The sequence below is a fragment of the Pseudomonas sp. JZ114 genome, from assembly GCF_051027705.1.
Taxonomy (GTDB): Bacteria; Pseudomonadota; Gammaproteobacteria; order Pseudomonadales; family Pseudomonadaceae; genus Chryseomonas; species Chryseomonas luteola.
On the sequence record NZ_CP069256.1, the window covers coordinates 3,061,100 to 3,082,179 of the forward strand.

The following is a 21,080-nucleotide window of genomic DNA, read 5'->3' on the forward strand; positions in this document are numbered from 1 at the left end:
GCTGCTGCCAGCCATACTCCGGAGCCAGACATGACCCGTGTCGACTTCTATGTTCTTCCCAGCGACGACCCTGACGCTCGACTGACGTTTGCATGCCGCCTCGCCGAAAAAGCGTGGAGACAGCAGATGCAGACGTATATCCATTGCGCTGACGAAGCCCAACGCAGTCAGCTGGACGAACGGTTTTGGGACTTCCGTCCCGACAGCTTCCTGCCTCACGATTTTGCCGAGGACAAGCCGGATAGCCCAGTCCTGCTGGGTATTGACACCCAACAGGAGCGAACCGGCGAACTGTTGATCAACCTGGATACTCGTATTCCTGCTTTTTTTGCCGGCTTCAGCAGAATTGCCGAACTGGTCATCGAAGAGGCTTCAATACGCAAAGCGGCTCGTGAGAATTTCCGCTTTTACCGAGAGCGCGGCTATGCTTTACAAGACCATCGTCTGCCGCGAGTCTGACAATCATGGACAAAGACCTCCCGCCTCGCCCGGCACATCTCATGAATGATCTGGAATCGATCCGCCAGCTACTGGATAAACACGACCTTCCCATGCTTACCGACCGGCTGGACCAGGATGGTATTCCTGTACTGTCCGATGTAGTCGTACCCTCTATTGAACGGCTAAGCGCTATTCCTCCGCTGCTTGATCAGATCGAGCCGGAGCGCGTTTCTCGACAGGATGAGGAATCCCTGGAGGAGCTACTTCGCCAGGAAGCGCGCCTCATACTCCAGGAGGTCATTGCCGAATTCGCACCTAAAGTTGAAGCCGAACTGCAAAAACGCCTGGATGCCCGCCTCGATGAACTGATCAGGCAGCGCGAGCAGGTCTGATTACAAGACGGTCAGTGTTGCGATCAATCGCACCTGACCGTTATCCCCGTTATACTCAAAGGCTTTCCCTCTTCAGACGCCTTTGCCAACGTACATGGACAAGACTTACCAGCCACACGACATCGAAACCTCTTGGTACCAGACCTGGGAATCCAAGGGATACTTCGCGCCTCAGGGCTCCGGCGAGCCCTATACCATTATGATTCCGCCGCCCAACGTCACCGGCAGCCTGCACATGGGCCATGGCTTTAACAATGCCATCATGGACGCCCTGATCCGCTTCCGCCGCATGCAGGGCCGCAATACCCTGTGGCAGCCCGGTACGGACCACGCAGGCATTGCCACCCAGATGGTGGTGGAGCGCCAATTGAGTGCGCAGGGCGTCAGCCGTCATGATCTGGGTCGCGAGAAGTTTCTAGAGAAAGTCTGGGAATGGAAAAACGAGTCTGGCGGCAACATCACTCGCCAGATTCGTCGCCTGGGCTCTTCCGTAGACTGGTCACGCGAACGCTTCACCATGGATGACGGTCTGTCTGAAGCAGTCAAGGAAGCCTTTGTCCGTCTGCACGAGGACGGCCTGATTTATCGCGGCAAGCGCTTGGTCAACTGGGATACCAAGCTGCATACGGCTATCTCCGATCTGGAAGTCGAGAACCATGATGAGAAAGGCTCATTGTGGAACCTGCGCTATCCCCTGGCTGATGGTGCCAAGACGGCAGAGGGCAAGGATTACCTGATCGTTGCCACGACCCGCCCGGAAACCATGTTGGGCGACTCCGCCGTAGCGGTACATCCTGAAGATGAGCGCTACAAGGCACTGATCGGCAAATTCATCGAGCTGCCGCTGGTAGGCCGTCGCATCCCGATCGTGGGCGACGATTATTGTGATCCAGAATTTGGCACAGGTTGCGTCAAAATCACCCCTGCTCACGACTTCAATGACTATGAGGTCGGCAAGCGCCATAACCTGCCCCTGATCAATATTTTCGATAAAAACGCAGCGGTACTCGCCACCGCACAAGTATTCAACCTGGATGGCAGCGTAAACACTGAAGTCGACGCAGGGATTCCGTCCGCATACGCGGGCCTGGATCGTTTCGAAGCCCGCAAGCAGATCGTAGCGGCCTTTGACTCTGCCGGTCTTCTAGAGAAAATTGAAGACCATGCGCTGAAAGTACCCAAGGGCGATCGCTCCGGCACTGTTATTGAGCCTTGGCTGACCGATCAATGGTACGTCTCCACCAAGCCTCTGGCTGAAAAAGCCATTGAGGTTGTGGAAAACGGCTCTATTCAGTTCGTACCCAAACAGTACGAGAACATGTACTTTTCCTGGATGCGTGATATTCAGGATTGGTGCATCAGCCGTCAGCTCTGGTGGGGCCACCGTATTCCGGCGTGGTATGACGAGGCTGGCAACGTCTATGTTGGTCGCGATGAAGCGGAAGTCCGCAGCAAGCACAATTTGGGCGAGATCGCGCTGCGCCAGGACGACGACGTACTCGACACCTGGTTCAGCTCGGGTCTGTGGACATTCTCTACCCTCGGCTGGCCGGAACAGACCGAATTTTTAAAGACGTTCCACCCCACCGACGTTCTGGTAACCGGCTTTGACATCATCTTCTTCTGGGTCGCCCGGATGATCATGCTGTCTACTCACCTGACTGGGCAGATTCCGTTCAAAACCGTCTACGTTCACGGTCTTGTACGCGACGGTCAGGGCCAGAAGATGTCCAAATCCAAGGGCAACGTGCTTGACCCGCTGGATATCGTCGATGGCATTGATCTGGAGAGCCTGCTGCAGAAGCGCACCAGCGGCATGATGCAGCCCAAGCTGGCGGAAAAGATTGCCAAGCAGACCCGTGCTGAATTCCCGGAAGGCATTGCCAGCTACGGTACTGATGCCCTGCGTTTCACATTCTGCTCCCTGGCCTCCACCGGCCGCGATATCAAATTCGATATGGGCCGTGTCGAGGGCTTCCGCAATTTCTGCAACAAGATCTGGAATGCGGCCAACTTCGTGCTGGAAAACACCGAAGGCAAGGACTGTGGCGTCAATGACGAACCGGTCGAATTGTCTTCTGTGGATCGCTGGATCATCTCTCAACTGCAGCGTACAGAAGCTGAAGTGACTCGCCAGCTGGAACAGTTCCGCTTCGACCTGGCTACTCAGGCACTCTATGAATTCATCTGGGATGAATACTGCGCCTGGTATCTGGAGCTAGTGAAGCCGGTATTGTGGGATGAAAACGCCTCTATCGAACGTCAGCGCGGCACACGCCGTACCTTGGTACGTGTGCTGGAGGTTGCACTGCGTCTGGCGCACCCGTTCATGCCTTTCATCACGGAAGAAATCTGGCATCGCATCGCACCGCTGGCCGGCCAACAGGGCGAAACCCTCATGCTGCAGACTTGGCCCATTGCCAATGAGGCCCGTATCGATAGCGCGGCTGAGGGTGATATCGAGTGGATCAAGGCGCTGATGCTAGGAGTGCGTCAGATTCGTGGTGAGATGAACATCTCCATGGCTAAGCGCATCGACATTCTGCTCAAGCATGCCAGCGCTGAAGATCAGCGACGCATGAGCGAAAACGAGCCCCTACTCAAGAAGCTGGCCAAGTTCGAGTCGATCCGCATTCTGGCTGCCGATGAAGAGGCACCGCTTTCTGCTACAGCGCTTGTTGGCGAGATGGAGGTGTTGGTACCGATGGCAGGTCTGATCGACAAGGCTGCTGAACTGGGTCGTCTGGATAAGGAAATCCAGCGTCTGGAAGGCGAGGTAAAGCGCGTAGGAGGCAAGCTGAACAACGCCGGCTTCGTGGACAAGGCGCCAGCCGAGGTGATTGCCAAAGAACGCGCCAAGCTGGCCGAAGCCGAGCAGGCGCTCGCCAAGCTGGCCGAACAGCGTGGACGAATCGCCAGCCTGTAACGGTTGAATGCCACCATAGGCCCGCTTAGGCGGGCCTTTTGATTTGTTATCGATGGATGCTCAAGGATTGGACAATGGACGTAAGCAAAACCAAGACAAGCTTCTACCGCCGCCTGTACGTCGCCTGGCTGGTCGACTCTGGAGTCGCAACGAGTGTACCGGCCCTGATGGAAGCGACAGGCATGCCCAGACGTACTGCACAGGACACCCTTTCGGCGTTGAGCCATCTGGATATCGACTGTGCATTTGAGCAGACCGAAGGCGCTCGCAACCATGCAGGACATTATGTCATCCGTGATTGGGGCGCTATCGATAAGCGCTGGATCCGCTCCAACCTCCCCACCATAAAAGCCCTGCTGGGCTACCCCTAATCGTTCGAGCCTTTTCATGACTCAGCCACCCAAGCGCCCCGCTGCCCCCAACCTGAATAAAGGGGTTCTGCATCCCCGCAACCGTCACCAGGGGCGCTATGATTTTGCCAAGATGATCAAGGCCTGCCCTGAACTGGCGCCCTTCGTCATCATCAACCCCTACGGCAAGCAAAGCATCGACTTTGCCAATCCTGCCGCTGTCAAAGTCTTCAATCGCGCCCTGCTCCGGCAATATTATGGAATTGCCCACTGGGACATCCCGGAAGGCTATTTATGCCCCCCTATTCCAGGCCGCGCAGATTATGTTCATTCCTTGGCAGACCTGCTGACTGAACGTAATGAGGGTATTGTTCCTCGTGGCGCTATGATCAAGGCGCTGGATATAGGGGTTGGCGCCAACTGCATCTATCCGCTGATTGGCCATCACGAGTACGGCTGGCATTTCGTTGGGGCCGATATCGACGCAACGGCGCTGGCCTCCGCCAAGACCATCCTGCAAGGCAATCAGCTGACCAAGGCCATATCGTTACGGCAGCAGACCGAGCAGAACCGCACGTTTCGAAACATCATCGCCCCAGATGATCGTTTCGATATAACCCTCTGCAATCCGCCCTTTCACACCTCTCTGGAAGAAGCGCGCAGCGGCAGTCAGCGCAAGTGGAAAAACCTTGGCAAACTGGACCCGAAGCGCAAATTGCCCGTACTCAACTTCGGGGGTCAGGGCGCTGAGCTATGGTGCAAGGGCGGTGAAGCCCGCTTTGTACGCACCTTGGCAGAAGACAGTGCCTGCTATGGTCCGCAGGTGTTCTGGTTTAGTACTCTGGTGTCCAAGGTTTCTAATGTCGACAGTCTGGTGGCTGCTCTAAAGCAGGTCCATGCGGTAGATATCCGTACGATCGACATGTCCCAAGGTCAGAAACGCAGCCGGCTGGTGGCCTGGACTTTTCTTTCACCGGATGCTCAAGACCAATGGCGCCGCACACGCTGGATCAAGAATGCCGATTAAGCCCGTCGCACGGGTGCGGTACACTATCAGGCCACATCTGATTTTCGCGGCAATGTCGCCTGCGCTTCATTGATAGAGAGTCCCATGCCCATTCGCCACGCTATCGTTCACCTGATCGACAAGAAACCCGACGGTCAGCCCGCTACGCTGCATGCCCGTGAAGCCGAGCTCGAGGCATCCCAGGCCATCGAAAACCTGATGGCCGATCTCAACGAAAGCTATAACGCCAAACCCAACAAGGCCTGGGGCCTGTTCCACAAGGAGTCCGGTGCCTATCCCTTCAGTGGCTGGCTCAATGAGTATCTGGACGGCGGCAAGAACTTTGTTGCATTCAGCCAGCAGGCCGTCGAGCACCTCAAGCAGCTTATGGAAGGCTCAAACCTTTCAACAGGCGGCCATGTTCTCTTTGCCCATTATCAGCAAGGCATGACGGATTACCTTGCCATTGCCCTGCTGCATCATAGTGAAGGCGTAACCGTAACCGACACCCTGGACGTAGCTCCCGCCAAACACCTGGACCTCGGGCAGCTTCATTTGGCGGCACGCATTAATATTTCTGAGTGGCGTAATAACAAGCAGTCCAAGCAATACATCTCCTTTATCAAGGGCAAGGGCGGCAAGAAAGTCTCGGATTATTTTCGTGACTTCATTGGCTGCCAGGAAGGTGTCGATGCGCCCAGCGAGACGCGCACCCTGCTCAAGGCCTTTAGCGACTATGTAGAAAGCGAAGACCTGCCTGAGGAGAAAGCCAAGGAAAAAACCGACACCCTGGTCGACTATGCCAGCACCCAGGCCCGTATTGGTGAGCCCATTGCCCTGGATGAACTGTCGGAGCTGATGAGTGAAGAGCAGCCCAAGGCCTTCTATGATTACATCCGCAACAAGGACTACGGACTTGCGCCTGAAATCCCTGCAGACAAGCGCACCCTCAACCAATTTCGCCGCTTTACAGGGCGCGCCGAGGGCCTGTCCATCAGCTTCGAGGCTCACCTGCTTGGCTCCAAGGTAGAGTACGACGAGTCTCAGGACGTATTGATCATCCGACAGATCCCTACCCAGCTAAAAGATCAGATCAAGCGCCGCAAGGACTGACCGCCAGGCAGAGCGACACCCTTGATCGCTCTGCCTGTCAGCCTCATCGCGTTTCGATATTGAATCCTATCCTGGGAAAGTGAACATGGACAATGCCGGCACGCTCGTCCTCACGTCTTAGAATTACTTCCTCTGTCCCGGCATAGAGCAATTCACCTTCTACCTCCTCCAGTCCATAATCCTGAGCTGAAACCGCTACACGATCGCCTTGAGCAAGGCCCGCCGGCAAGAACATTCCCCCTTCTGGAATAGGGGCAGGATCGGAATCATACGCAATGCGTATGGCCTCCTCTGCGCTCAGGTCGGAATAAGTGCCATGACCGAACCCCTGCACGCGGCCTAGCCAGGCGGATACTTCAGGATAAGTGTCCACCAGAGGCGCAGTCTGACGGGCCGACTGCAAAAACCAGAGGCAATGCGCCAGCGAGAAATCTGCGATAGAGGGAGCATTGAAGAGGTATTCGCCACTGCTGCGCGCCAATTGCTCCTCAAGTCGTGCCATTAGGGTGGGCCAATGTTGGGCCGCCTGCCTTGCCGTAACCCGAGGTGCATTTCCCTTTTCAAAAAGCGCCTTACGGTCCGCCATGAACGCTTGAGCCTGCTCAGGCGGAACATTGGCCATGCGCTCGGCGATGACGTCGGGCTGGAAAATCAGTGCCACGGCGTGCTGGAACACTACACTATCGGCCCAGGCTGCAAAGGCGCGACAGACAAACTCCTGGCCCTCTGGAAAGAGCGTAGGAGTGGCCTTAGCCTGCTCCAGGCGCTGCGCGATCAGCGCCGTATCACAATAGATATCTGCCCCAACCTGAAGCTCAGGCGTCTTACGATAGCCGCCGGTCAATGCGGTGAGATCCGGCTTTGGCATGACACGGGGAATGATGACGGAGCGCCAGGACAGCTGCTTGAAACCCATCAGCAGATGAACTTTTTCGGCAAACGGAGAGGTCCAGTAGTGATGCAGGATGAGATCGGTCATGCGCACGCCCTCTTATTGGAGAAGCGCAGAGTAACCGCCCTACCCTTTGAAGACTATCCTCCCTGAGCCACTATCATGGCTTCCTTGATGTTCTTTTTGAGTTTTTTAATGGCGCGTTCACGGCGAAGCGCTGCAGATTTGTCTACACACGGCTCCGTATAGACCAGTGCCTTGGCAGGACTTGAATGAAAAAAACGAGCCCCCTTGCCTTGTTGGTGAGCCTTGAAACGGCGCTGAGGGTCATTGCTGATGCCGCAGTAGAGTGAGCCATTTTCAGCTCTGACCAGATAGACGAACCATGGCCGCAGCGGATGAGTCATGGTCAAGGATAAGGGTAAGGCGTCCACGTACAGCAAGCCATTCAACCAGAGAGCGTAGCTGTATTCTCTCGCTTGGCCCGGTAAAAGGACAGCCTAATAAGAAAGGCGCCCTGAGGCGCCTTTCTTGATGGATCAGTGAAGGATCTGACCCAGGAAGAGCTTGGTACGCTCGTTTTGAGGATTATCGAAGAACTGATCCGGCGGAGCCTGCTCCACGATTTCACCCTTGTCCATGAAAATCACACGGTTTGCTACCGTTCGGGCAAAACCCATTTCGTGAGTCACGCACAGCATGGTCATGCCATCCTGAGCAAGACCGATCATGGTATCGAGCACCTCCTTTACCATTTCCGGGTCAAGCGCTGAGGTAGGCTCGTCAAACAGCATGATCTTGGGCTTCATACACAACGCACGGGCAATGGCCACACGCTGTTGCTGACCACCGGAGAGCTGTCCTGGATACTTGTGAGCCTGATCTGGAATGCGTACGCGCTTCAGATAATGCATCGCGACTTCTTCGGCTTCCTTCTTGGGTAGCTTACGTACCCAGATAGGGGCCAGCGTACAGTTTTCCAGTACCGTCAGATGAGGGAACAGATTGAAATGCTGGAAGACCATCCCGACTTCACGGCGAATGGCCTCGATGTTTTTCAGGTCCCCATTGAGCTCTACATCATCAACGACAATATTGCCCTTCTGATGCTCTTCCAGGCGATTGATGCAGCGGATCGTGGTCGACTTGCCTGACCCTGACGGGCCGCAGAGCACGATACGCTCGCCCTGTCGGACCGTCAGGTTGATGTCCTTAAGCACGTGGAACTGACCGTACCATTTGTTCACGTCTTGCATCTGGATCATGATCTTGTCACCGATGCCCAGAGTCTTGGCATTTTCACTCATGCTGATTCGCTCCTTAGCGGCGATGGCCGGTGTCGAGACGGCGTTCCAGACGCTGACTGTACTGCGACATACCGAAACAGAAAGCCCAATAAATCAATGCGCCAAAGACATAGCCTTCGGTCGACATACCCAGCCAGGCTGGATCAACGGTAGCCTGGTGCAGGCTGTTCAAGAGATCGAACAGACCAATGATGATCACCAGACTGGTATCCTTGAACAGCGCGATAAACGTGTTCACGATTCCCGGGATCACCAGCTTCAATGCCTGAGGCAGTATGACCAGCCCCATGGCGCGCCAGTAGCCCAGCCCCATGGCTGACGCCGCTTCGTACTGCCCTTTCGGGATCGCCTGCAAACCACCACGCACGACTTCGGCAATGTAAGCTGACTGGAACAGGATGACGCCAATCAGTGCCCGCAAGAGTTTGTCGAAGCTCATACCTTCAGGCAGGAACAACGGCAGCATGACGGATGACATGAATAACACCGTGATCAACGGAATACCCCGCCAGAACTCGATAAAGGTCACGCACAACACGCGTACGGCCGGCATTTCCGAACGACGTCCCAATGCCAGGAATATACCCAGCGGCAGCGCACCGGCAATACCTACAGAGGCAATGACCAGTGTCAGCGTCAGGCCACCCCAACGGCTGGTGGGCACCGCGTCGAGACCCAGCACGCCGCCATGCAGCAACACCCAGGCAACAACGGGATAAACGATCAGAAAAACGATGCCATAAACTACCTTTCGGGGCATCGCTTTGATGAACAGCGGTGCAGCACCCAGAACCGCAAGCACCAGCGCTACATCCACACGCCAGCGCAGCTCCGGCGGGTAAAACCCGTACATGAACTGACCAAAGCGCATCTTGATGAATACCCAGCATGCGCCTCCCGGCGTACAGTCGGAACGCTCGGTCCCGCTGAACGTTGCATCCAGGAAAGCCCATTTGATCATGGACGGAACCAACAGCCAGACCAGATACAGAGCAAGTAACGTAAGCAGCGTGTTGTAAACGCTGGAAAAGAGATTGGCCCGCATCCAGGCCCACGCACCGACCGAGCGATTCGGCGGCGGCAGATCAGGTTTGAACGTATGTGTAGTCATGATCGCCTCTTATCGCTCACGCAAAGCCATTCGCTTGTTGTACACGTTCATTAACAGCGAAATGCTCAGGCTGATAACCAGATAGACTGACATCGTGATAGCAATGGTCTCGATCGCCTGCCCGGTCTGGTTCAGTACCGTACCGGCAAACAGCGACACCATGTCTGGATAGCCAATACCGGCAGCCAATGATGAGTTCTTAGTCAGGTTAAGGTATTGGCTGGTCAGTGGCGGGATGATGACCCGCATGGACTGGGGAATGATGACCAGGCGTAGCGTCCGACTAGGCTTCAGCCCCAGGGAATTGGCTGCTTCGGTCTGCCCATGGCTCACCGACTGGATACCCGAACGTACCGTTTCAGCAATGAATGCTGCGGTATAAACGGAGAGTGCCACCAGCAAGGCGAACAGCTCAGGAATCACCACCCAGCCGCCCTGAAAGTTGAAGCCCTTGAGCTGCGGAACGGTCCAATGGAACGGCGCACCAAATATCAGGGCTGCCAAACCTGGCAGAACGATCAGCAAAGCGATAATCGAGATCAGCAGCGGAAAGCCTCTTCCGGTCCTGTCACGCCGAACCTTTACCCAGCGCGCCAGGGCAATACTGGCCACAACAGCTAGCGCAATCGCCACCAGGAACGGTACGACACCTTCTGCCGACACGGGTGCTGGAACGTACAGTCCTCGGTTGTTCAGAAACAACGTGTCGAAGAAGCTGAGGCTCTGTCGGGGCCCGGGCACCAGACGCAACACAGCGAAATACCAGAAGAATATCTGGAGCAGTGGCGGAATGTTGCGAAAGGTCTCGATATAGATCGCGGCGAGTTTACGTACCAGCCAGTTCGGCGAAAGACGAGCAATACCGATGATAAAGCCCAGCACAGTGGCCAGGATGATACCCAGGATGGATACCAGAAGCGTATTCGCCAGGCCGACCAGAAAGAGTCGGCCATAAGAATCCGATTCCTTGTAGTCGATCAGACTCTGGCTAACGCCAAAGCCTGCGCTATGCTCAAGAAAAGCAAAACCGGAGGTAATCCCCCGGTGTTCCAGGTTGGTTTGTGTGTTGTTGAATAAGTACCAGCCAAGTGCAGCGACCGCCACAATAGCCAGTATCTGAAACGCCCAGGCGCGAGCGCGCGGATCGTTGATCAACGACCCAGACGTGCCTATTGATTTAGACATGATGTTTTCCGAGATGCGATGAAACAAAACGCCGCGACCTGGCTATTAACCAGGCCGCGGCGATAGGCAAATCAGCGCACGGGAGGTGCGTACAGGATGCCGCCTTTGTTCCATTGAGCATTCAGGCCGCGCTTGATCTTGAGCGCGCTGCCCATGCCGACGTTACGCTCGAAGACCTCGCCATAGTTACCAACCTGCTTGACGATCTGAACCGCCCAATCTTTGGGCAGCTTCAGGTCGTTACCAAAGTTGCCTTCGGCACCCAGCATACGAGCCACATCAGGATTCTTGGCGTTCTTGGCCATGTCTTCCACGTTGGCAGAGGTAATACCCAGTTCCTCAGCGCCGATCATGGCAAATAGTGACCATTTTGCAATGGCAAACCATTCATCATCGCCCCGACGTACAGCAGGACCGAGAGGCTCCTTGGAGATCACTTCCGGCAGGACCACGTAATCGTCCGGGTTCGCCAGCTTGATGCGCTGGGCATAGAGTTGAGACTGGTCGGACGTCAGTACGTCACAACGTCCGGCTTCGAGGGACTTGGCGCTTTCGTCAGAACGATCATAAGTGATCGGGGTGTACTTCATGCCATTGGCACGGAAGTAGTCAGACACGTTCAGTTCGGTCGTGGTACCCGCCTGAATGCAGATCGTTGCACCATCGAGTTCTTTAGCGCTGGACACACCTAGCTTCTTATTGACCAAAAAACCAACGCCGTCGTAGTACGTTACGCCCGTGAAATTCATACCCATGCCAGCGTCCCGTGAACTGGTCCAGGTAGTATTACGGGAGAGAATATCGATTTCGCCAGACTGCAACGCCGTGAAACGCTCCTTGGCAGTCAATGGTGAATAGCGGACTTTCTCGGCGTCACCGAATACGGCAGCAGCCACTGCCCGGCATACATCAACATCAAGACCTGCATACTTGCCACCCGCCTCTGCATAGGAGAAGCCAGGCAGACCATCACTGATACCGCACTGCACGAAGCCCTTTTTCTTCACGGCATCCAAGGTCGCACCTGCATGGGCGAAGCCACTGACACCCAATACAGCCGCAGTGGTCAGAATCGCCAGGGTGGATTTCACCATTTTCATCGATAACCTCCAGTTGTTATAAAAGTCAGCATCCGGTCCCGCTTGCCCTTTAGGGCTTGTACGCAGCCATGAGAGCAACGTATACATCGCAAGAACCATCGAGGAATTGAGAGGTTCAACCCCTTCGCTCTCGGCTCGCTGCTGGAAATATTTGTTTTTATTTGCTTGACCGAGTGGCCTTTAATACACCAGACAACATGACAACGTTGTGTTACCTGTCGGTGCATCAAAAAGCACACATTGCAGATACAGCAAAAGGCGGACCACTTATAGCGACATGGCAGAATCGAAGCGGCTTAGTAAACTTCACTGAGACTGCAAAAGAATTTATATAAATGCGACATCCTCTTAACGCACCATTTGTTACCGCTGCCGATCAGAACGCACTTTTATGGAGCACACATGCCTGAAATAACTCCGCTGATCATCGAATCCCCCCAACCCGCAAACTCATGCGTGATCTGGCTACACGGCCTGGGCGCAGACCGTTACGATTTTCAGCCGGTGGCCGAAATAGTGCAGCGCGTGCTCACGACGACCCGTTTTGTACTGCCTCAGGCCCCTTCACGCCCAGTTAGTATCAACGGCGGCTGGGCCATGCCGTCCTGGTACGACATCCTGGCCATGTCACCTGCACGCGCCATTGATCACTCACAACTGGATGAGTCGGCCCGCTATGTCGATGAGTTGATCACGCAGCAGATGGACATAGGCATTGATGCCCGACGCATTGTGCTAGCAGGCTTTTCACAAGGCGGAGCAGTCGTGTTTCATACTGCTTTCGCCATTGCCCACAAACCTCTAGGTGGCGTACTGGCTCTTTCGACCTATGCACCCGGCTTCCAGGAAACGCTTGCCAGTGAGGCTCAGCGAGACATTCCGGTGCTATGCATTCATGGCACGCTCGATGATGTTGTACCGCTGGGGTTGGGACGTGAAGCCTATGATTTTCTCGCCAAGGAGCAGGTGCCTGTTCAATGGCAGGACTATCCCATGGGCCATGAAGTAACACAGGAAGAAATCGCCCTGATCGCTCAGTGGTTACAGGACCGTTTGGCTTGAGAGTGACGGCTTAACGGCTGTTGTCGTTGAGCCTTTGTACCAGTTCATATACAAAACAAGATAACGCTCACAGTACTGAACAATGGATCAAGAACTTTCTTTACTTATCTCAGTCAAGAAGTGATCTCTATACGTCCGCTTTCTGTAGTTTTGGAGCGACCATGCCTTCTGGCACCGTTTTCACTCTTGTAATGCCATGCTGATGATGGCTATTCCTCAGTGGCAGGAAAACCTTCAGCATATACGCCATCTACGGTTGTTCCGGGATGTTGATCTGTCGCACCTTGAAAAACTGGCCCGCACGCTGACCAAGCGTGTTCTGAACCCAGGCGAGATGCTTCTGTCGCCCAGCGAACATAATCACTACCTTTATATGATTGTCCAGGGCCGCTTCAGGGTTCATCTGGAGTCGCTGGATAATCAACCTGTATCCGTTCTGAGTGAGGGCGACTGTGCAGGTGAGGTCAGCTTTCTCGACAATCACAAGCCAACGGCGTACGTGATCGCCGATGAAGTCTGCGAAGTCATAGGCCTGCACCGCAAGGACCTGTTCCAACTGATGGAGCATTCTCCTAAAACCACTCAGAACCTGCTTGAAATCCTGTGTGAGCGTGTCCGCCAGAACAATCGAATCATTCTGGATACCGAGCGCAACGCGAATGTCGACACGCTTACCGGCCTGTTCAATCGCAGGCGCCTTGAACAACTCTATGAGCGAGAAAGTACCCGCTGCGCATTCAACCAGCAGCCGCTTTGCCTGTTGATGCTCGATGTGGATCATTTCAAACGCTATAACGATACGTATGGGCATCTGGCAGGCGACTACGCACTTTGCATGGTAGCCAATACCCTACGTTCCCAGTTAAGGCCTAAGGACAGCATGTCGCGCTACGGTGGAGAAGAATTTGTCATTCTGCTTCCCGAGCTGGATAAGCCTGAAGCTCGGATGATTGGCGAGCGTTTGCGGGAAAGCCTTGCCAGTATCGCCGACTTTTACTCTCCTGCCGGCAAATTACCAGGCGTTACCATTTCAATCGGCTTGGCTGAAATGCATAAACAGGATACGCTCGAGACTCACATAGAGCGTGCAGATAAAGCGCTTTATGAAGCCAAGCGCAACGGAAGAAATTGCCTGTTTGGCTAAAACAGGCAACACTCCCCTCCCTCCTCTCGATCAAGCCTCATTTGCCAGGCCCGTAACTTGCTTTACACTCCTGGCTTAATTCCTATTCAAATTACGAGATAAACCGTGCTCAAGGCACTAAAAAAACTATTTGGCAAAGGAGATGCGCAAGCACCTCAGCCCACCCCTGAAAAGGTTGCGCCCCTTCAGCGCGACGAAACCCCGTCACAGCCTGAACAGGCACAACCCACGACTCAGGCGAAAGCCGAGCGTCAGCCCAGGCCACCGAAGAAAGAAAGCGGGAAACCTGCAGCGACCAGATCACCAAAGCCACGACGCGAGCGCAAGGCGCCTGTCAGCAACTGGACGCTTAATGACTTTGCAGTAGAGCCTCAGGAAGGCAAGGTCCGCTTCCACGACTTCAACCTTGCACCCAGCCTGATGCATGCCATCCATGACCTGGGTTTTCCTTATTGCACGCCCATCCAGGCACAAGTTCTGGGATTTACACTGAAAGGCCAAGATGCCATAGGTCGAGCTCAAACCGGGACGGGCAAGACAGCCGCGTTTTTGATTTCGACCATTACCCAGCTGCTTACCACCCCGCCGCCTGAAGAGCGCTACATGGGTGAGCCACGTGCACTTATTATTGCGCCGACTCGAGAGCTGGTCGTACAGATTGCCAAGGATGCAGAAAATCTGACCAAGTACACGGGCCTCAATGTGATGACCTTTGTAGGCGGAATGGATTTCGACAAACAGCTCAAGCAACTGGAGTCGCGGTTCTGCGATATCCTTGTCGCAACACCAGGGCGTTTGCTGGACTTCAACCAGCGTGGCGAGGTTCATCTGGATATGGTGGAGGTCTTGGTTCTGGACGAGGCGGATCGCATGCTCGACATGGGCTTTATCCCCCAGGTCCGCCAGATTATTCGCCAGACTCCCCACAAGAACGAACGTCAGACCTTGCTGTTCTCGGCCACCTTTACCGAGGACGTCATGAACCTTGCCAAGCAGTGGACAGTCGATCCAGCCATTGTGGAAATCGAGCCTGAAAACGTAGCCAGCGAGACCGTTGACCAACGCGTATACGCAGTGTCTTCAGATGACAAGTATCGTTTGCTATACAACCTTATCAGCCAGAACAACTGGGAACGCGTGATGGTTTTCGCCAACCGCAAGGATGAGGTACGTCGTATTGAGGAACGTCTGACTAAAGACGGCATCAGTGCAGCGCAGATGTCGGGCGATGTTCCACAGCATAAGCGGATCCGAACGCTGGAAGGCTTCCGCGAGGGCAAGATCCGTGTCCTGGTCGCTACAGATGTCGCGGGTCGTGGCATTCATATCGACGGCATTAGCCACGTTATCAATTTCACGCTACCGGAAGATCCAGATGACTATGTACACCGGATAGGACGTACAGGTCGTGCAGGTACCAGCGGAATATCAATCAGTTTTGCAGGCGAGGACGACGCATTTGCCCTACCGCCAATCGAGACATTGCTAGGCCGCAAAATCGCATGTGATATGCCTCCGGCAGAGCTACTCAAGCCAGTCCCACGCAAGCATTCCTGACGACTCGGGGGCGGAGTCGAACACTCTGCTCCCCTTTGCGCGCCTCAAAAGCCAAAAGGTGCCAGCGGTGCCAACAGGTTCAACAACCAGACCTTAACGATACTCCTGTGTGTTGGTTTAAAGCCCACACAACAGAACGAAGGGTCGCTGGTGCAATAGTAAACCTTGATCCTATCGCCTACTGCTACCTGCTCCGCCAAGGCTTTTAGACTGGAAGACGAATACCCCATTAGCGTATCCAGGAAGTTCAGGCTGTAGCGCTGCTCTTGGACCTGATAGCTGAATGTCAGCCGATAGAGTGGGGCCTTTTCCAGAGAAACGATATACCCGTCTGTCAATGCGCTGTCTGTCAGCTTCAGCCATTGCCACAGCTGACAGAGGCTTATGACAAGTACCAGCCCAAGAATGGCTCCCATCGCACACAGCCAAACCATACCTGCCCTCCGGTTTTACGCTGTCAGAGCATGGGCCTACTTCCAGCGCTGGGCAGCGCTGATATCGCTGCTCTTGCCTTCAACCCAGCGTGGGCCTTGGGGAGTGTCTTCCTTCTTCCAGAAAGGCGCCCTTGTTTTCAAATAGTCCATGATAAATGCACAGGCTTCGAACGCCGCCTGACGATGTGCGCTTGCCGTACCTACGAAAACGATGGGCTCACCAGGCTCCAGACGCCCTACCCGATGGATGATATCCACCTTGAGTAGCGGCCAACGAGAGTTTGCCTCCTGAGCGATCTTCGCCAGCGACTTTTCAGTCATGCCAGGAAAATGCTCCAAATAAAGACCGGATACATCCAGTCCATCATTAAAGTCGCGCACATAGCCTATGAAGGTTACGACGGCACCCACGCCTACATTGGCCGCATGCATTGCGCTGGTTTCGACGCCAGGATCGAACGCCTCGGCCTGCACTCGTATGGTCATGTCTAACCTCCCGTTACAGTCGGGAAGAAAGCCACTTGATCACCGTCAACCAACGGCTCACCCAATGTGCACAGCTCTTCGTTACGTGCACACATCAGGTTCCGCTCGCCTAACACTTCAGCCCACACCCCACCTCTAGCGATCAGGTGAGCACGAAGATCGTTTAGCTGAGTAAATTCATCCTGCCATTGAATGCGCTCGTGCTCGCATTGCAATGCTTCACGGTACCGTGCGAAATAATGCACTTCGATCATGCGTCGTGCTCCACTTTGAAATGGCCGCTCTTTCCGCCCTTTTTTTCCAGCAGACGAACCGCTTCGATACTCATGCCTCGATCCACAGCCTTACACATGTCATAGATCGTCAAGGCCGCCACGCTGGCAGCAGTCAAGGCTTCCATTTCCACACCCGTCTGGCCTGACAATTTGCACGTTGCCTGAATATGAACGCTATCGGGCTCGCAGGCAGTGAGTTCAACTTTCACGCCTGTCAGCAGAAGCGGATGACACAAGGGGATCAATTCATGGGTTTTCTTGGCCGCCTGAATACCGGCTATACGCGCCACTGCAAAGACGTCACCTTTCGGGTGGCCGCCCTGCTGAATCATTTGTAGTGTTTCAGGGAGCATGCGCACTTGCGCTTCAGCAACAGCTTCACGAAACGTTACCTGCTTGTCGGTAACGTCCACCATGTTGGCGCGCCCCTGGGAATCAAGATGGGTCAGCATGTTTGGCCTTCCGTTATACAGAGGCCCTTGATTCTACTATGGACGAACAGGATAAGCAGGAAACTGGCAATATCCTTTGCCGGTTTCCTGCCAGGAGGTCATTACATATGCGCTTCGGCGTACTCGGCCAGCACCGAGCGAGGCACGCCTTGCAACGTAATATGCACCCCGTGGGGGAAGCCCTTGAAACGCTCGCTCAGATACGTCAATCCTGAACTGGTTGCTGACAGATACGGCGTATCGATCTGCGCCAGGTTACCCAGACAGATGACTTTTGAGCCGGCACCGGCGCGGGTAATAATGGTTTTCATCTGATGCGGCGTAAGGTTTTGGCACTCATCAATAAGGATCAGACTCTGCTGGAAACTACGCCCACGAATGTAATTCAAGGATTTGAACTGAAGCGGCACCTTACTCAGGATGTAGTCGACGCTGCTATGAGGACTTTCATCATCCATATGCAGCGCTTCCAAGTTGTCGGTAATGGCACCTAGCCATGGCTCCATCTTTTCCGCCTCGGTGCCGGGTAGGAAGCCAATATCCTCATCCAGTCCCTGAACGCTACGCGTCGCGATGATTCGACGATAACGCTTGGTAACCATGGTTTGTTCAATGGCTGCGGCCAGGGCAAGAATGGTTTTCCCCGACCCGGCGGCCCCGGTCAGGTTTACCAGGTGGATGTCAGGATCCAACAGAGCGAACAACGCTAGGCCCTGGTAGATGTCTCGAGGCCGAAGGCCCCAGGCCTCTTGATGCAGCAGAGGCTCCTGATGCATATCGAGAATGATGAGTTCATCATCTCGAACAGCCTTGACCCAACCAACGAACCCCTGCTCGTCGACAATGAAGTCATTGAGGTGCATTGGCGGCAAACTCTCGGACAGCTGTATCCGATGCCAGACGCGTCCTACATCCTGCCGTGAATCGACCTTGCTGACGCGATCCCAGAAAGAACCTTCAAGGGTGTGATAGCCACGCGACAACAGTGCAATATCATCTACCAGCTGATCGGTATGGTAATCCTCCGCATCAATCCCGCATCCCCGCGCCTTTAAACGCATGTTGATGTCTTTGGTTACCAGCACTACGCGCTCACCGGAATGGTGAGTACACAATTCAACCAGCTGATTGATGATGCGATTATCGTTGTGATTATCAGGCAGCCAGGTAACAGGGGCCGCCCGCTTGTTCATCAGAATGGAGAGATACCCTTTCGTCTCCCCTTTGCCGCGCGGTATGGGCACACCTTTTTCGACATCCTGAGGAGAGGCCTCAGCAAGAACGGTATCAATCAGCCGAATCGCCTGACGGCACTCGGCAGCCACGCTATGTTTCCCGGTTTTTAACTTATCGAGCTCCTCCAACACCGTCATCGGAATAGCAACGTGATGTTCTTCGAAGTTCAGCAGTGCATTAGGATCGTGAATCAGTACGTTGGTGTCGAGCACATAGAGGGTGGGCTGGGTGGGGCGGGAGCGTCCATGATCATCCATACTCGTTCACCTCATCGAGAATCCCAACGGGACTCTTGTGGCCAGTCGACGGAGGCCAATACGGCGCTCCGCAGCGAAAGGTGCCACCACACCTCGGGGCTTCAGGGCCAAGCCTGCAACTCAAGGGCAACCCCGTTCGTGCAGCGGACATCTTGGTAATACCCTAATCTTTGAGCAGGCAAAACCCCTTTTTTCTAACTGGACACCATTTTTTTCTTATTGGCTAATACCACTGGCAACGTTGCCGATGTGGTACTAAAGTTTTTACCCGCTGTTTACAGAGCCTCCTACCTTCATATGCCATATAGCTTTTTCCAACTGGAGCTACGTTTTGTGCACGGCCTACAATGAGCCGTTAATCGAAAGGAGCTCTATACCATGCTGATGGTGATTTCACCCGCCAAAACCCTTGACTACGAAACACCGCCAGCCACTCGGCGCTATACACAGCCTGAATGCCTCGACGACGCTCAAGCGTTGATCAATCAGCTCGTTACGCTTTCGCCTGCCGATATCGCAAAACTCATGGGAGTTTCAGACAAGATCGCCGGCCTTAACGCTGCACGCTTTGCCAGCTGGTCTCCAGACTTTACGCCTGAAAACGCCAAACAGGCTCTACTGGCCTTCAAGGGTGACGTCTATACCGGCTTAGCGGCTGAGGATTTCGACGATGCTGACTTTGACTTTGCCCAGACACACTTGCGCATGCTGTCCGGCCTTTATGGCATCTTGCGTCCTCTGGACCTTATGCAGCCCTACCGGCTGGAGATGGGAACCAAGTTGGTCAACTCACGCGGCAAGGACCTTTACGCCTTCTGGGACACGCACATCACACAGCGATTAAATGATGCGTTGGAAAATCAGGGCGACGACATTCTCATCAACCTGGCCTCGAACGAATATTTCGGCTCCGTCAAACGTGCACAACTCAAGGGCCGCGTTATCGATATCGAGTTTCGGGATCTTAAAGGCGGTCAATACAAGATCATCAGCTTCTATGCAAAAAAAGCCCGTGGACTCATGACGCGTTACATTATAAAAAACCGGTTACGAGACCTTGCCGATTTAAAGTCATTTGATGTTGAAGGGTATGTTTTTAGTGAACAATCTTCTACTCAGGAAAAATTGATCTTCCTGCGAGACAATATTGTTTAAATGAACAGATAATTTCTTCATATAAGCCTTCCCTATTAATCATGCTTAGTTTCGCCTGCCTGCTTTTGTTAAAGCAGATGAAAATTTTACAATGGAGATAGATCCAATGAGCGCACCCGACACCAGCTCTACACAAAGGCAACACCTACGCGTTCAGCTACCAGCCAGGATCCGGTATCAAGGCGCCCACCGTGAAGGCATGGAGCATCAATTGCTTGAGCTTTCCATAGGCGGATTTAGCTTTATCTCAAAATCGATTACCGCCCGTACTGGCGATAACCTCAAGGGCAAACTGCTTTTTTCAATCAACTCCCTTAGTCTTGCTATTGACGTAACATTTGAAATCAAATCAGTTGACCGGGATACAGGTCGGGTGGGTTGCGCCTTTTATAACCTCGCCCCCAAAGAACTTTCTGCGCTTCAATATCTGATTGAGGCTTATCGCTTTAATGATGACGTTACCGTCAGTCATATGATCGACTCGGCATTTGCCCAGAAACGGCTAAGCAGAGGAGCCGCCGGGCTTATAAAAGAAAGCGGAACAGTACCACTCATCGAAGGGCGGTTTGAATTCGATGAGTATCACCTTGTTCTGCCAGGCTCGTCAGTCGACTTTTATCTGTTCGATGAGCAACAGCCAAGGTCAGGGATCATTACCTCCTTAACGCTTGAGGCAGCTGGCGCCACTTACGTAGTCATTGCGACCATTGAGCCTGGAACACAAATTCCCGTGGCCTATACAGGTACCCCTGTAAAGATCTTCGCTGCCTCTCACGCCTAGCCGTACCTCCTCTCTTGCAGCTCTAAACAAGGGCTGCTTTTCTCCTTCGTGGCTTGACCCAGATCACAAAAAGAAAAGAAGCCACTTTTTTCGGTGAACGATTCACAGAAAAGAAGTCTCAGAGGAACTAGCGTTACTACAGTTGATTCCTGCCCTGGCATTTTGGAGTGCTTAGGCTTTAATGAACTTTTTTAAGAGCACTATGTCAATGAAGACCTTGATGGCACAAAGGAATCATTCGAGCCATCTTCCTAAATTATCATTCTAATCAGCGGTAACGATCATCGTTTGGGTGGAGCAATTCAATGCTTATTAGCCTGGGGATGATGTACTGCCTATAAGCTGTAATTAATTTGTAATTAAAAAAGCTAACTAATTAGCCTGGCTTTTATTTTTTATTTCATAACCCTGCTCAAGC

The 21,080-nt window shown here is 53.8% G+C and carries 22 protein-coding genes; 11 read left to right on the forward strand and 11 right to left on the reverse strand.

All coding sequences use genetic code 11. The features are described from left to right. Positions 1–30 precede the first annotated feature (30 nt). The 6 genes from JQR90_RS14445 (at position 31) to yejK (ending at position 6,228) form a co-directional block, all read left to right on the forward strand. Positions 31–459, forward strand: a complete 429-nt coding sequence (locus tag JQR90_RS14445) for a DNA polymerase III subunit chi (RefSeq protein ID WP_434140076.1) — start codon at positions 31–33, stop codon at positions 457–459. Positions 460–464: 5 nt separating this feature from the next. Further along, a complete protein-coding gene (locus JQR90_RS14450; RefSeq protein WP_010795345.1) occupies positions 465–833 on the forward strand; it encodes a hypothetical protein in 369 nt (122 codons plus the stop codon). A 94-nt stretch (positions 834–927) separates the two neighbouring features. Further along, on the forward strand, positions 928–3,759 hold the full coding sequence (locus tag JQR90_RS14455; RefSeq protein WP_073449445.1) for a valine--tRNA ligase: 2,832 nt from the start codon (positions 928–930) through the stop codon (positions 3,757–3,759). Between the two features lie 74 nt (positions 3,760–3,833). Next, the gene (locus JQR90_RS14460) at positions 3,834–4,130 is read left to right on the forward strand and encodes a winged helix-turn-helix domain-containing protein (RefSeq protein ID WP_434140077.1); all 297 of its coding nucleotides are present in this window, start codon (positions 3,834–3,836) and stop codon (positions 4,128–4,130) included. 16 nt (positions 4,131–4,146) lie between these two features. Further along, positions 4,147–5,136: a 23S rRNA (adenine(1618)-N(6))-methyltransferase RlmF gene (gene rlmF, locus JQR90_RS14465; protein ID WP_010795348.1), complete on the forward strand. Its 990-nt coding sequence runs from the start codon at positions 4,147–4,149 to the stop codon at positions 5,134–5,136. Positions 5,137–5,220: 84 nt separating this feature from the next. Next, positions 5,221–6,228 (forward strand): nucleoid-associated protein YejK, encoded by a 1,008-nt coding sequence (yejK, locus tag JQR90_RS14470; RefSeq protein ID WP_010795349.1) that lies wholly within the window; start codon positions 5,221–5,223, stop codon positions 6,226–6,228. A 43-nt stretch (positions 6,229–6,271) separates the two neighbouring features. Here the strand turns inward: yejK and JQR90_RS14475 are convergent, their stop codons facing one another. From JQR90_RS14475 to JQR90_RS14500, 6 genes are all read right to left on the reverse strand, one after another. Beyond that, on the reverse strand, positions 6,272–7,207 hold the full coding sequence (locus tag JQR90_RS14475; protein ID WP_010795350.1) for a glutathione S-transferase family protein: 936 nt from the start codon (positions 7,205–7,207) through the stop codon (positions 6,272–6,274). Positions 7,208–7,260: 53 nt separating this feature from the next. Further along, entirely contained in the window at positions 7,261–7,527 is a 267-nt protein-coding gene (locus JQR90_RS14480) for a GIY-YIG nuclease family protein (RefSeq protein ID WP_010795351.1), read from the reverse strand. A 132-nt stretch (positions 7,528–7,659) separates the two neighbouring features. Further along, positions 7,660–8,427 (reverse strand): amino acid ABC transporter ATP-binding protein, encoded by a 768-nt coding sequence (locus JQR90_RS14485; protein ID WP_010795352.1) that lies wholly within the window; start codon positions 8,425–8,427, stop codon positions 7,660–7,662. A 13-nt stretch (positions 8,428–8,440) separates the two neighbouring features. Beyond that, a complete protein-coding gene (locus tag JQR90_RS14490) occupies positions 8,441–9,538 on the reverse strand; it encodes an amino acid ABC transporter permease (RefSeq protein ID WP_010795353.1) in 1,098 nt (365 codons plus the stop codon). Positions 9,539–9,547: 9 nt separating this feature from the next. After that, positions 9,548–10,723, reverse strand: a complete 1,176-nt coding sequence (locus JQR90_RS14495) for an amino acid ABC transporter permease (RefSeq protein ID WP_010795354.1) — start codon at positions 10,721–10,723, stop codon at positions 9,548–9,550. A 71-nt stretch (positions 10,724–10,794) separates the two neighbouring features. After that, positions 10,795–11,823: an amino acid ABC transporter substrate-binding protein gene (locus tag JQR90_RS14500; RefSeq protein WP_074824850.1), complete on the reverse strand. Its 1,029-nt coding sequence runs from the start codon at positions 11,821–11,823 to the stop codon at positions 10,795–10,797. Between the two features lie 402 nt (positions 11,824–12,225). Here JQR90_RS14500 and JQR90_RS14505 point away from each other — a divergent pair, with 402 nt between their 5' ends. The 3 genes from JQR90_RS14505 (at position 12,226) to rhlB (ending at position 15,586) form a co-directional block, all read left to right on the forward strand. Further along, positions 12,226–12,885 carry an alpha/beta hydrolase gene (locus JQR90_RS14505; protein ID WP_010795356.1) on the forward strand — a complete coding sequence of 220 codons (660 nt, stop codon included), beginning with the start codon at positions 12,226–12,228 and terminating at the stop codon, positions 12,883–12,885. A gap of 205 nt (positions 12,886–13,090) precedes the next feature. Next, a complete protein-coding gene (locus JQR90_RS14510) occupies positions 13,091–14,029 on the forward strand; it encodes a GGDEF domain-containing protein (RefSeq protein WP_037030444.1) in 939 nt (312 codons plus the stop codon). 105 nt (positions 14,030–14,134) lie between these two features. Continuing rightward, the gene (gene rhlB / locus JQR90_RS14515) at positions 14,135–15,586 is read left to right on the forward strand and encodes an ATP-dependent RNA helicase RhlB (protein ID WP_010795358.1); all 1,452 of its coding nucleotides are present in this window, start codon (positions 14,135–14,137) and stop codon (positions 15,584–15,586) included. Between the two features lie 44 nt (positions 15,587–15,630). On the opposite strand, the gene JQR90_RS14520 is transcribed toward rhlB, so the two are convergent. The 5 genes from JQR90_RS14520 to JQR90_RS14540 form a co-directional block, all read right to left on the reverse strand. Next, a complete protein-coding gene (locus tag JQR90_RS14520; RefSeq protein ID WP_010795359.1) occupies positions 15,631–16,020 on the reverse strand; it encodes a DUF3592 domain-containing protein in 390 nt (129 codons plus the stop codon). 36 nt (positions 16,021–16,056) lie between these two features. After that, on the reverse strand, positions 16,057–16,506 hold the full coding sequence (moaE, locus tag JQR90_RS14525; RefSeq protein WP_010795360.1) for a molybdopterin synthase catalytic subunit MoaE: 450 nt from the start codon (positions 16,504–16,506) through the stop codon (positions 16,057–16,059). 2 nt (positions 16,507–16,508) lie between these two features. Next, positions 16,509–16,760, reverse strand: a complete 252-nt coding sequence (locus JQR90_RS14530) for a MoaD/ThiS family protein (RefSeq protein ID WP_010795361.1) — start codon at positions 16,758–16,760, stop codon at positions 16,509–16,511. Continuing rightward, positions 16,757–17,233 carry a cyclic pyranopterin monophosphate synthase MoaC gene (gene moaC / locus JQR90_RS14535; protein WP_010795362.1) on the reverse strand — a complete coding sequence of 159 codons (477 nt, stop codon included), beginning with the start codon at positions 17,231–17,233 and terminating at the stop codon, positions 16,757–16,759. Before moaC ends, JQR90_RS14530 begins: the two co-directional genes overlap by 4 nt. 101 nt (positions 17,234–17,334) lie before the next feature. After that, entirely contained in the window at positions 17,335–18,726 is a 1,392-nt protein-coding gene (locus JQR90_RS14540) for a PhoH family protein (protein WP_073449447.1), read from the reverse strand. A 378-nt stretch (positions 18,727–19,104) separates the two neighbouring features. Between JQR90_RS14540 and yaaA the strand changes: the two genes are divergently transcribed. Then, entirely contained in the window at positions 19,105–19,881 is a 777-nt protein-coding gene (yaaA, locus tag JQR90_RS14545; RefSeq protein ID WP_010795364.1) for a peroxide stress protein YaaA, read from the forward strand. 106 nt (positions 19,882–19,987) lie between these two features. Then, complete coding sequence (locus JQR90_RS14550) at positions 19,988–20,662, forward strand: PilZ domain-containing protein (protein ID WP_010795365.1); 675 nt, start codon at positions 19,988–19,990, stop codon at positions 20,660–20,662. The last annotated feature ends 418 nt before the right edge of the window (positions 20,663–21,080 follow it).

Excerpts from the sequence above, each read along its gene's own strand:
- JQR90_RS14445 (WP_434140076.1), top strand. The coding sequence starts at position 31 with ATGACCCGTGTCGACTTCTATGTTCTTCCCAGCGACGACCCTGACGCT.
- JQR90_RS14450 (WP_010795345.1), top strand. The coding sequence starts at position 465 with ATGGACAAAGACCTCCCGCCTCGCCCGGCACATCTCATGAATGATCTG.
- JQR90_RS14455 (WP_073449445.1), top strand. The coding sequence starts at position 928 with ATGGACAAGACTTACCAGCCACACGACATCGAAACCTCTTGGTACCAG.
- JQR90_RS14460 (WP_434140077.1), top strand. The coding sequence starts at position 3,834 with ATGGACGTAAGCAAAACCAAGACAAGCTTCTACCGCCGCCTGTACGTC.
- rlmF (WP_010795348.1), top strand. The coding sequence starts at position 4,147 with ATGACTCAGCCACCCAAGCGCCCCGCTGCCCCCAACCTGAATAAAGGG.
- yejK (WP_010795349.1), top strand. The coding sequence starts at position 5,221 with ATGCCCATTCGCCACGCTATCGTTCACCTGATCGACAAGAAACCCGAC.
- JQR90_RS14475 (WP_010795350.1), bottom strand. The coding sequence starts at position 7,207 with ATGACCGATCTCATCCTGCATCACTACTGGACCTCTCCGTTTGCCGAA.
- JQR90_RS14480 (WP_010795351.1), bottom strand. The coding sequence starts at position 7,527 with ATGACTCATCCGCTGCGGCCATGGTTCGTCTATCTGGTCAGAGCTGAA.
- JQR90_RS14485 (WP_010795352.1), bottom strand. The coding sequence starts at position 8,427 with ATGAGTGAAAATGCCAAGACTCTGGGCATCGGTGACAAGATCATGATC.
- JQR90_RS14490 (WP_010795353.1), bottom strand. The coding sequence starts at position 9,538 with ATGACTACACATACGTTCAAACCTGATCTGCCGCCGCCGAATCGCTCG.
- JQR90_RS14495 (WP_010795354.1), bottom strand. The coding sequence starts at position 10,723 with ATGTCTAAATCAATAGGCACGTCTGGGTCGTTGATCAACGATCCGCGC.
- JQR90_RS14500 (WP_074824850.1), bottom strand. The coding sequence starts at position 11,823 with ATGAAAATGGTGAAATCCACCCTGGCGATTCTGACCACTGCGGCTGTA.
- JQR90_RS14505 (WP_010795356.1), top strand. The coding sequence starts at position 12,226 with ATGCCTGAAATAACTCCGCTGATCATCGAATCCCCCCAACCCGCAAAC.
- JQR90_RS14510 (WP_037030444.1), top strand. The coding sequence starts at position 13,091 with ATGGCTATTCCTCAGTGGCAGGAAAACCTTCAGCATATACGCCATCTA.
- JQR90_RS14520 (WP_010795359.1), bottom strand. The coding sequence starts at position 16,020 with ATGGTTTGGCTGTGTGCGATGGGAGCCATTCTTGGGCTGGTACTTGTC.
- moaE (WP_010795360.1), bottom strand. The coding sequence starts at position 16,506 with ATGACCATACGAGTGCAGGCCGAGGCGTTCGATCCTGGCGTCGAAACC.
- JQR90_RS14530 (WP_010795361.1), bottom strand. The coding sequence starts at position 16,760 with ATGATCGAAGTGCATTATTTCGCACGGTACCGTGAAGCATTGCAATGC.
- moaC (WP_010795362.1), bottom strand. The coding sequence starts at position 17,233 with ATGCTGACCCATCTTGATTCCCAGGGGCGCGCCAACATGGTGGACGTT.
- JQR90_RS14540 (WP_073449447.1), bottom strand. The coding sequence starts at position 18,726 with ATGGATGATCATGGACGCTCCCGCCCCACCCAGCCCACCCTCTATGTG.
- yaaA (WP_010795364.1), top strand. The coding sequence starts at position 19,105 with ATGCTGATGGTGATTTCACCCGCCAAAACCCTTGACTACGAAACACCG.
- JQR90_RS14550 (WP_010795365.1), top strand. The coding sequence starts at position 19,988 with ATGAGCGCACCCGACACCAGCTCTACACAAAGGCAACACCTACGCGTT.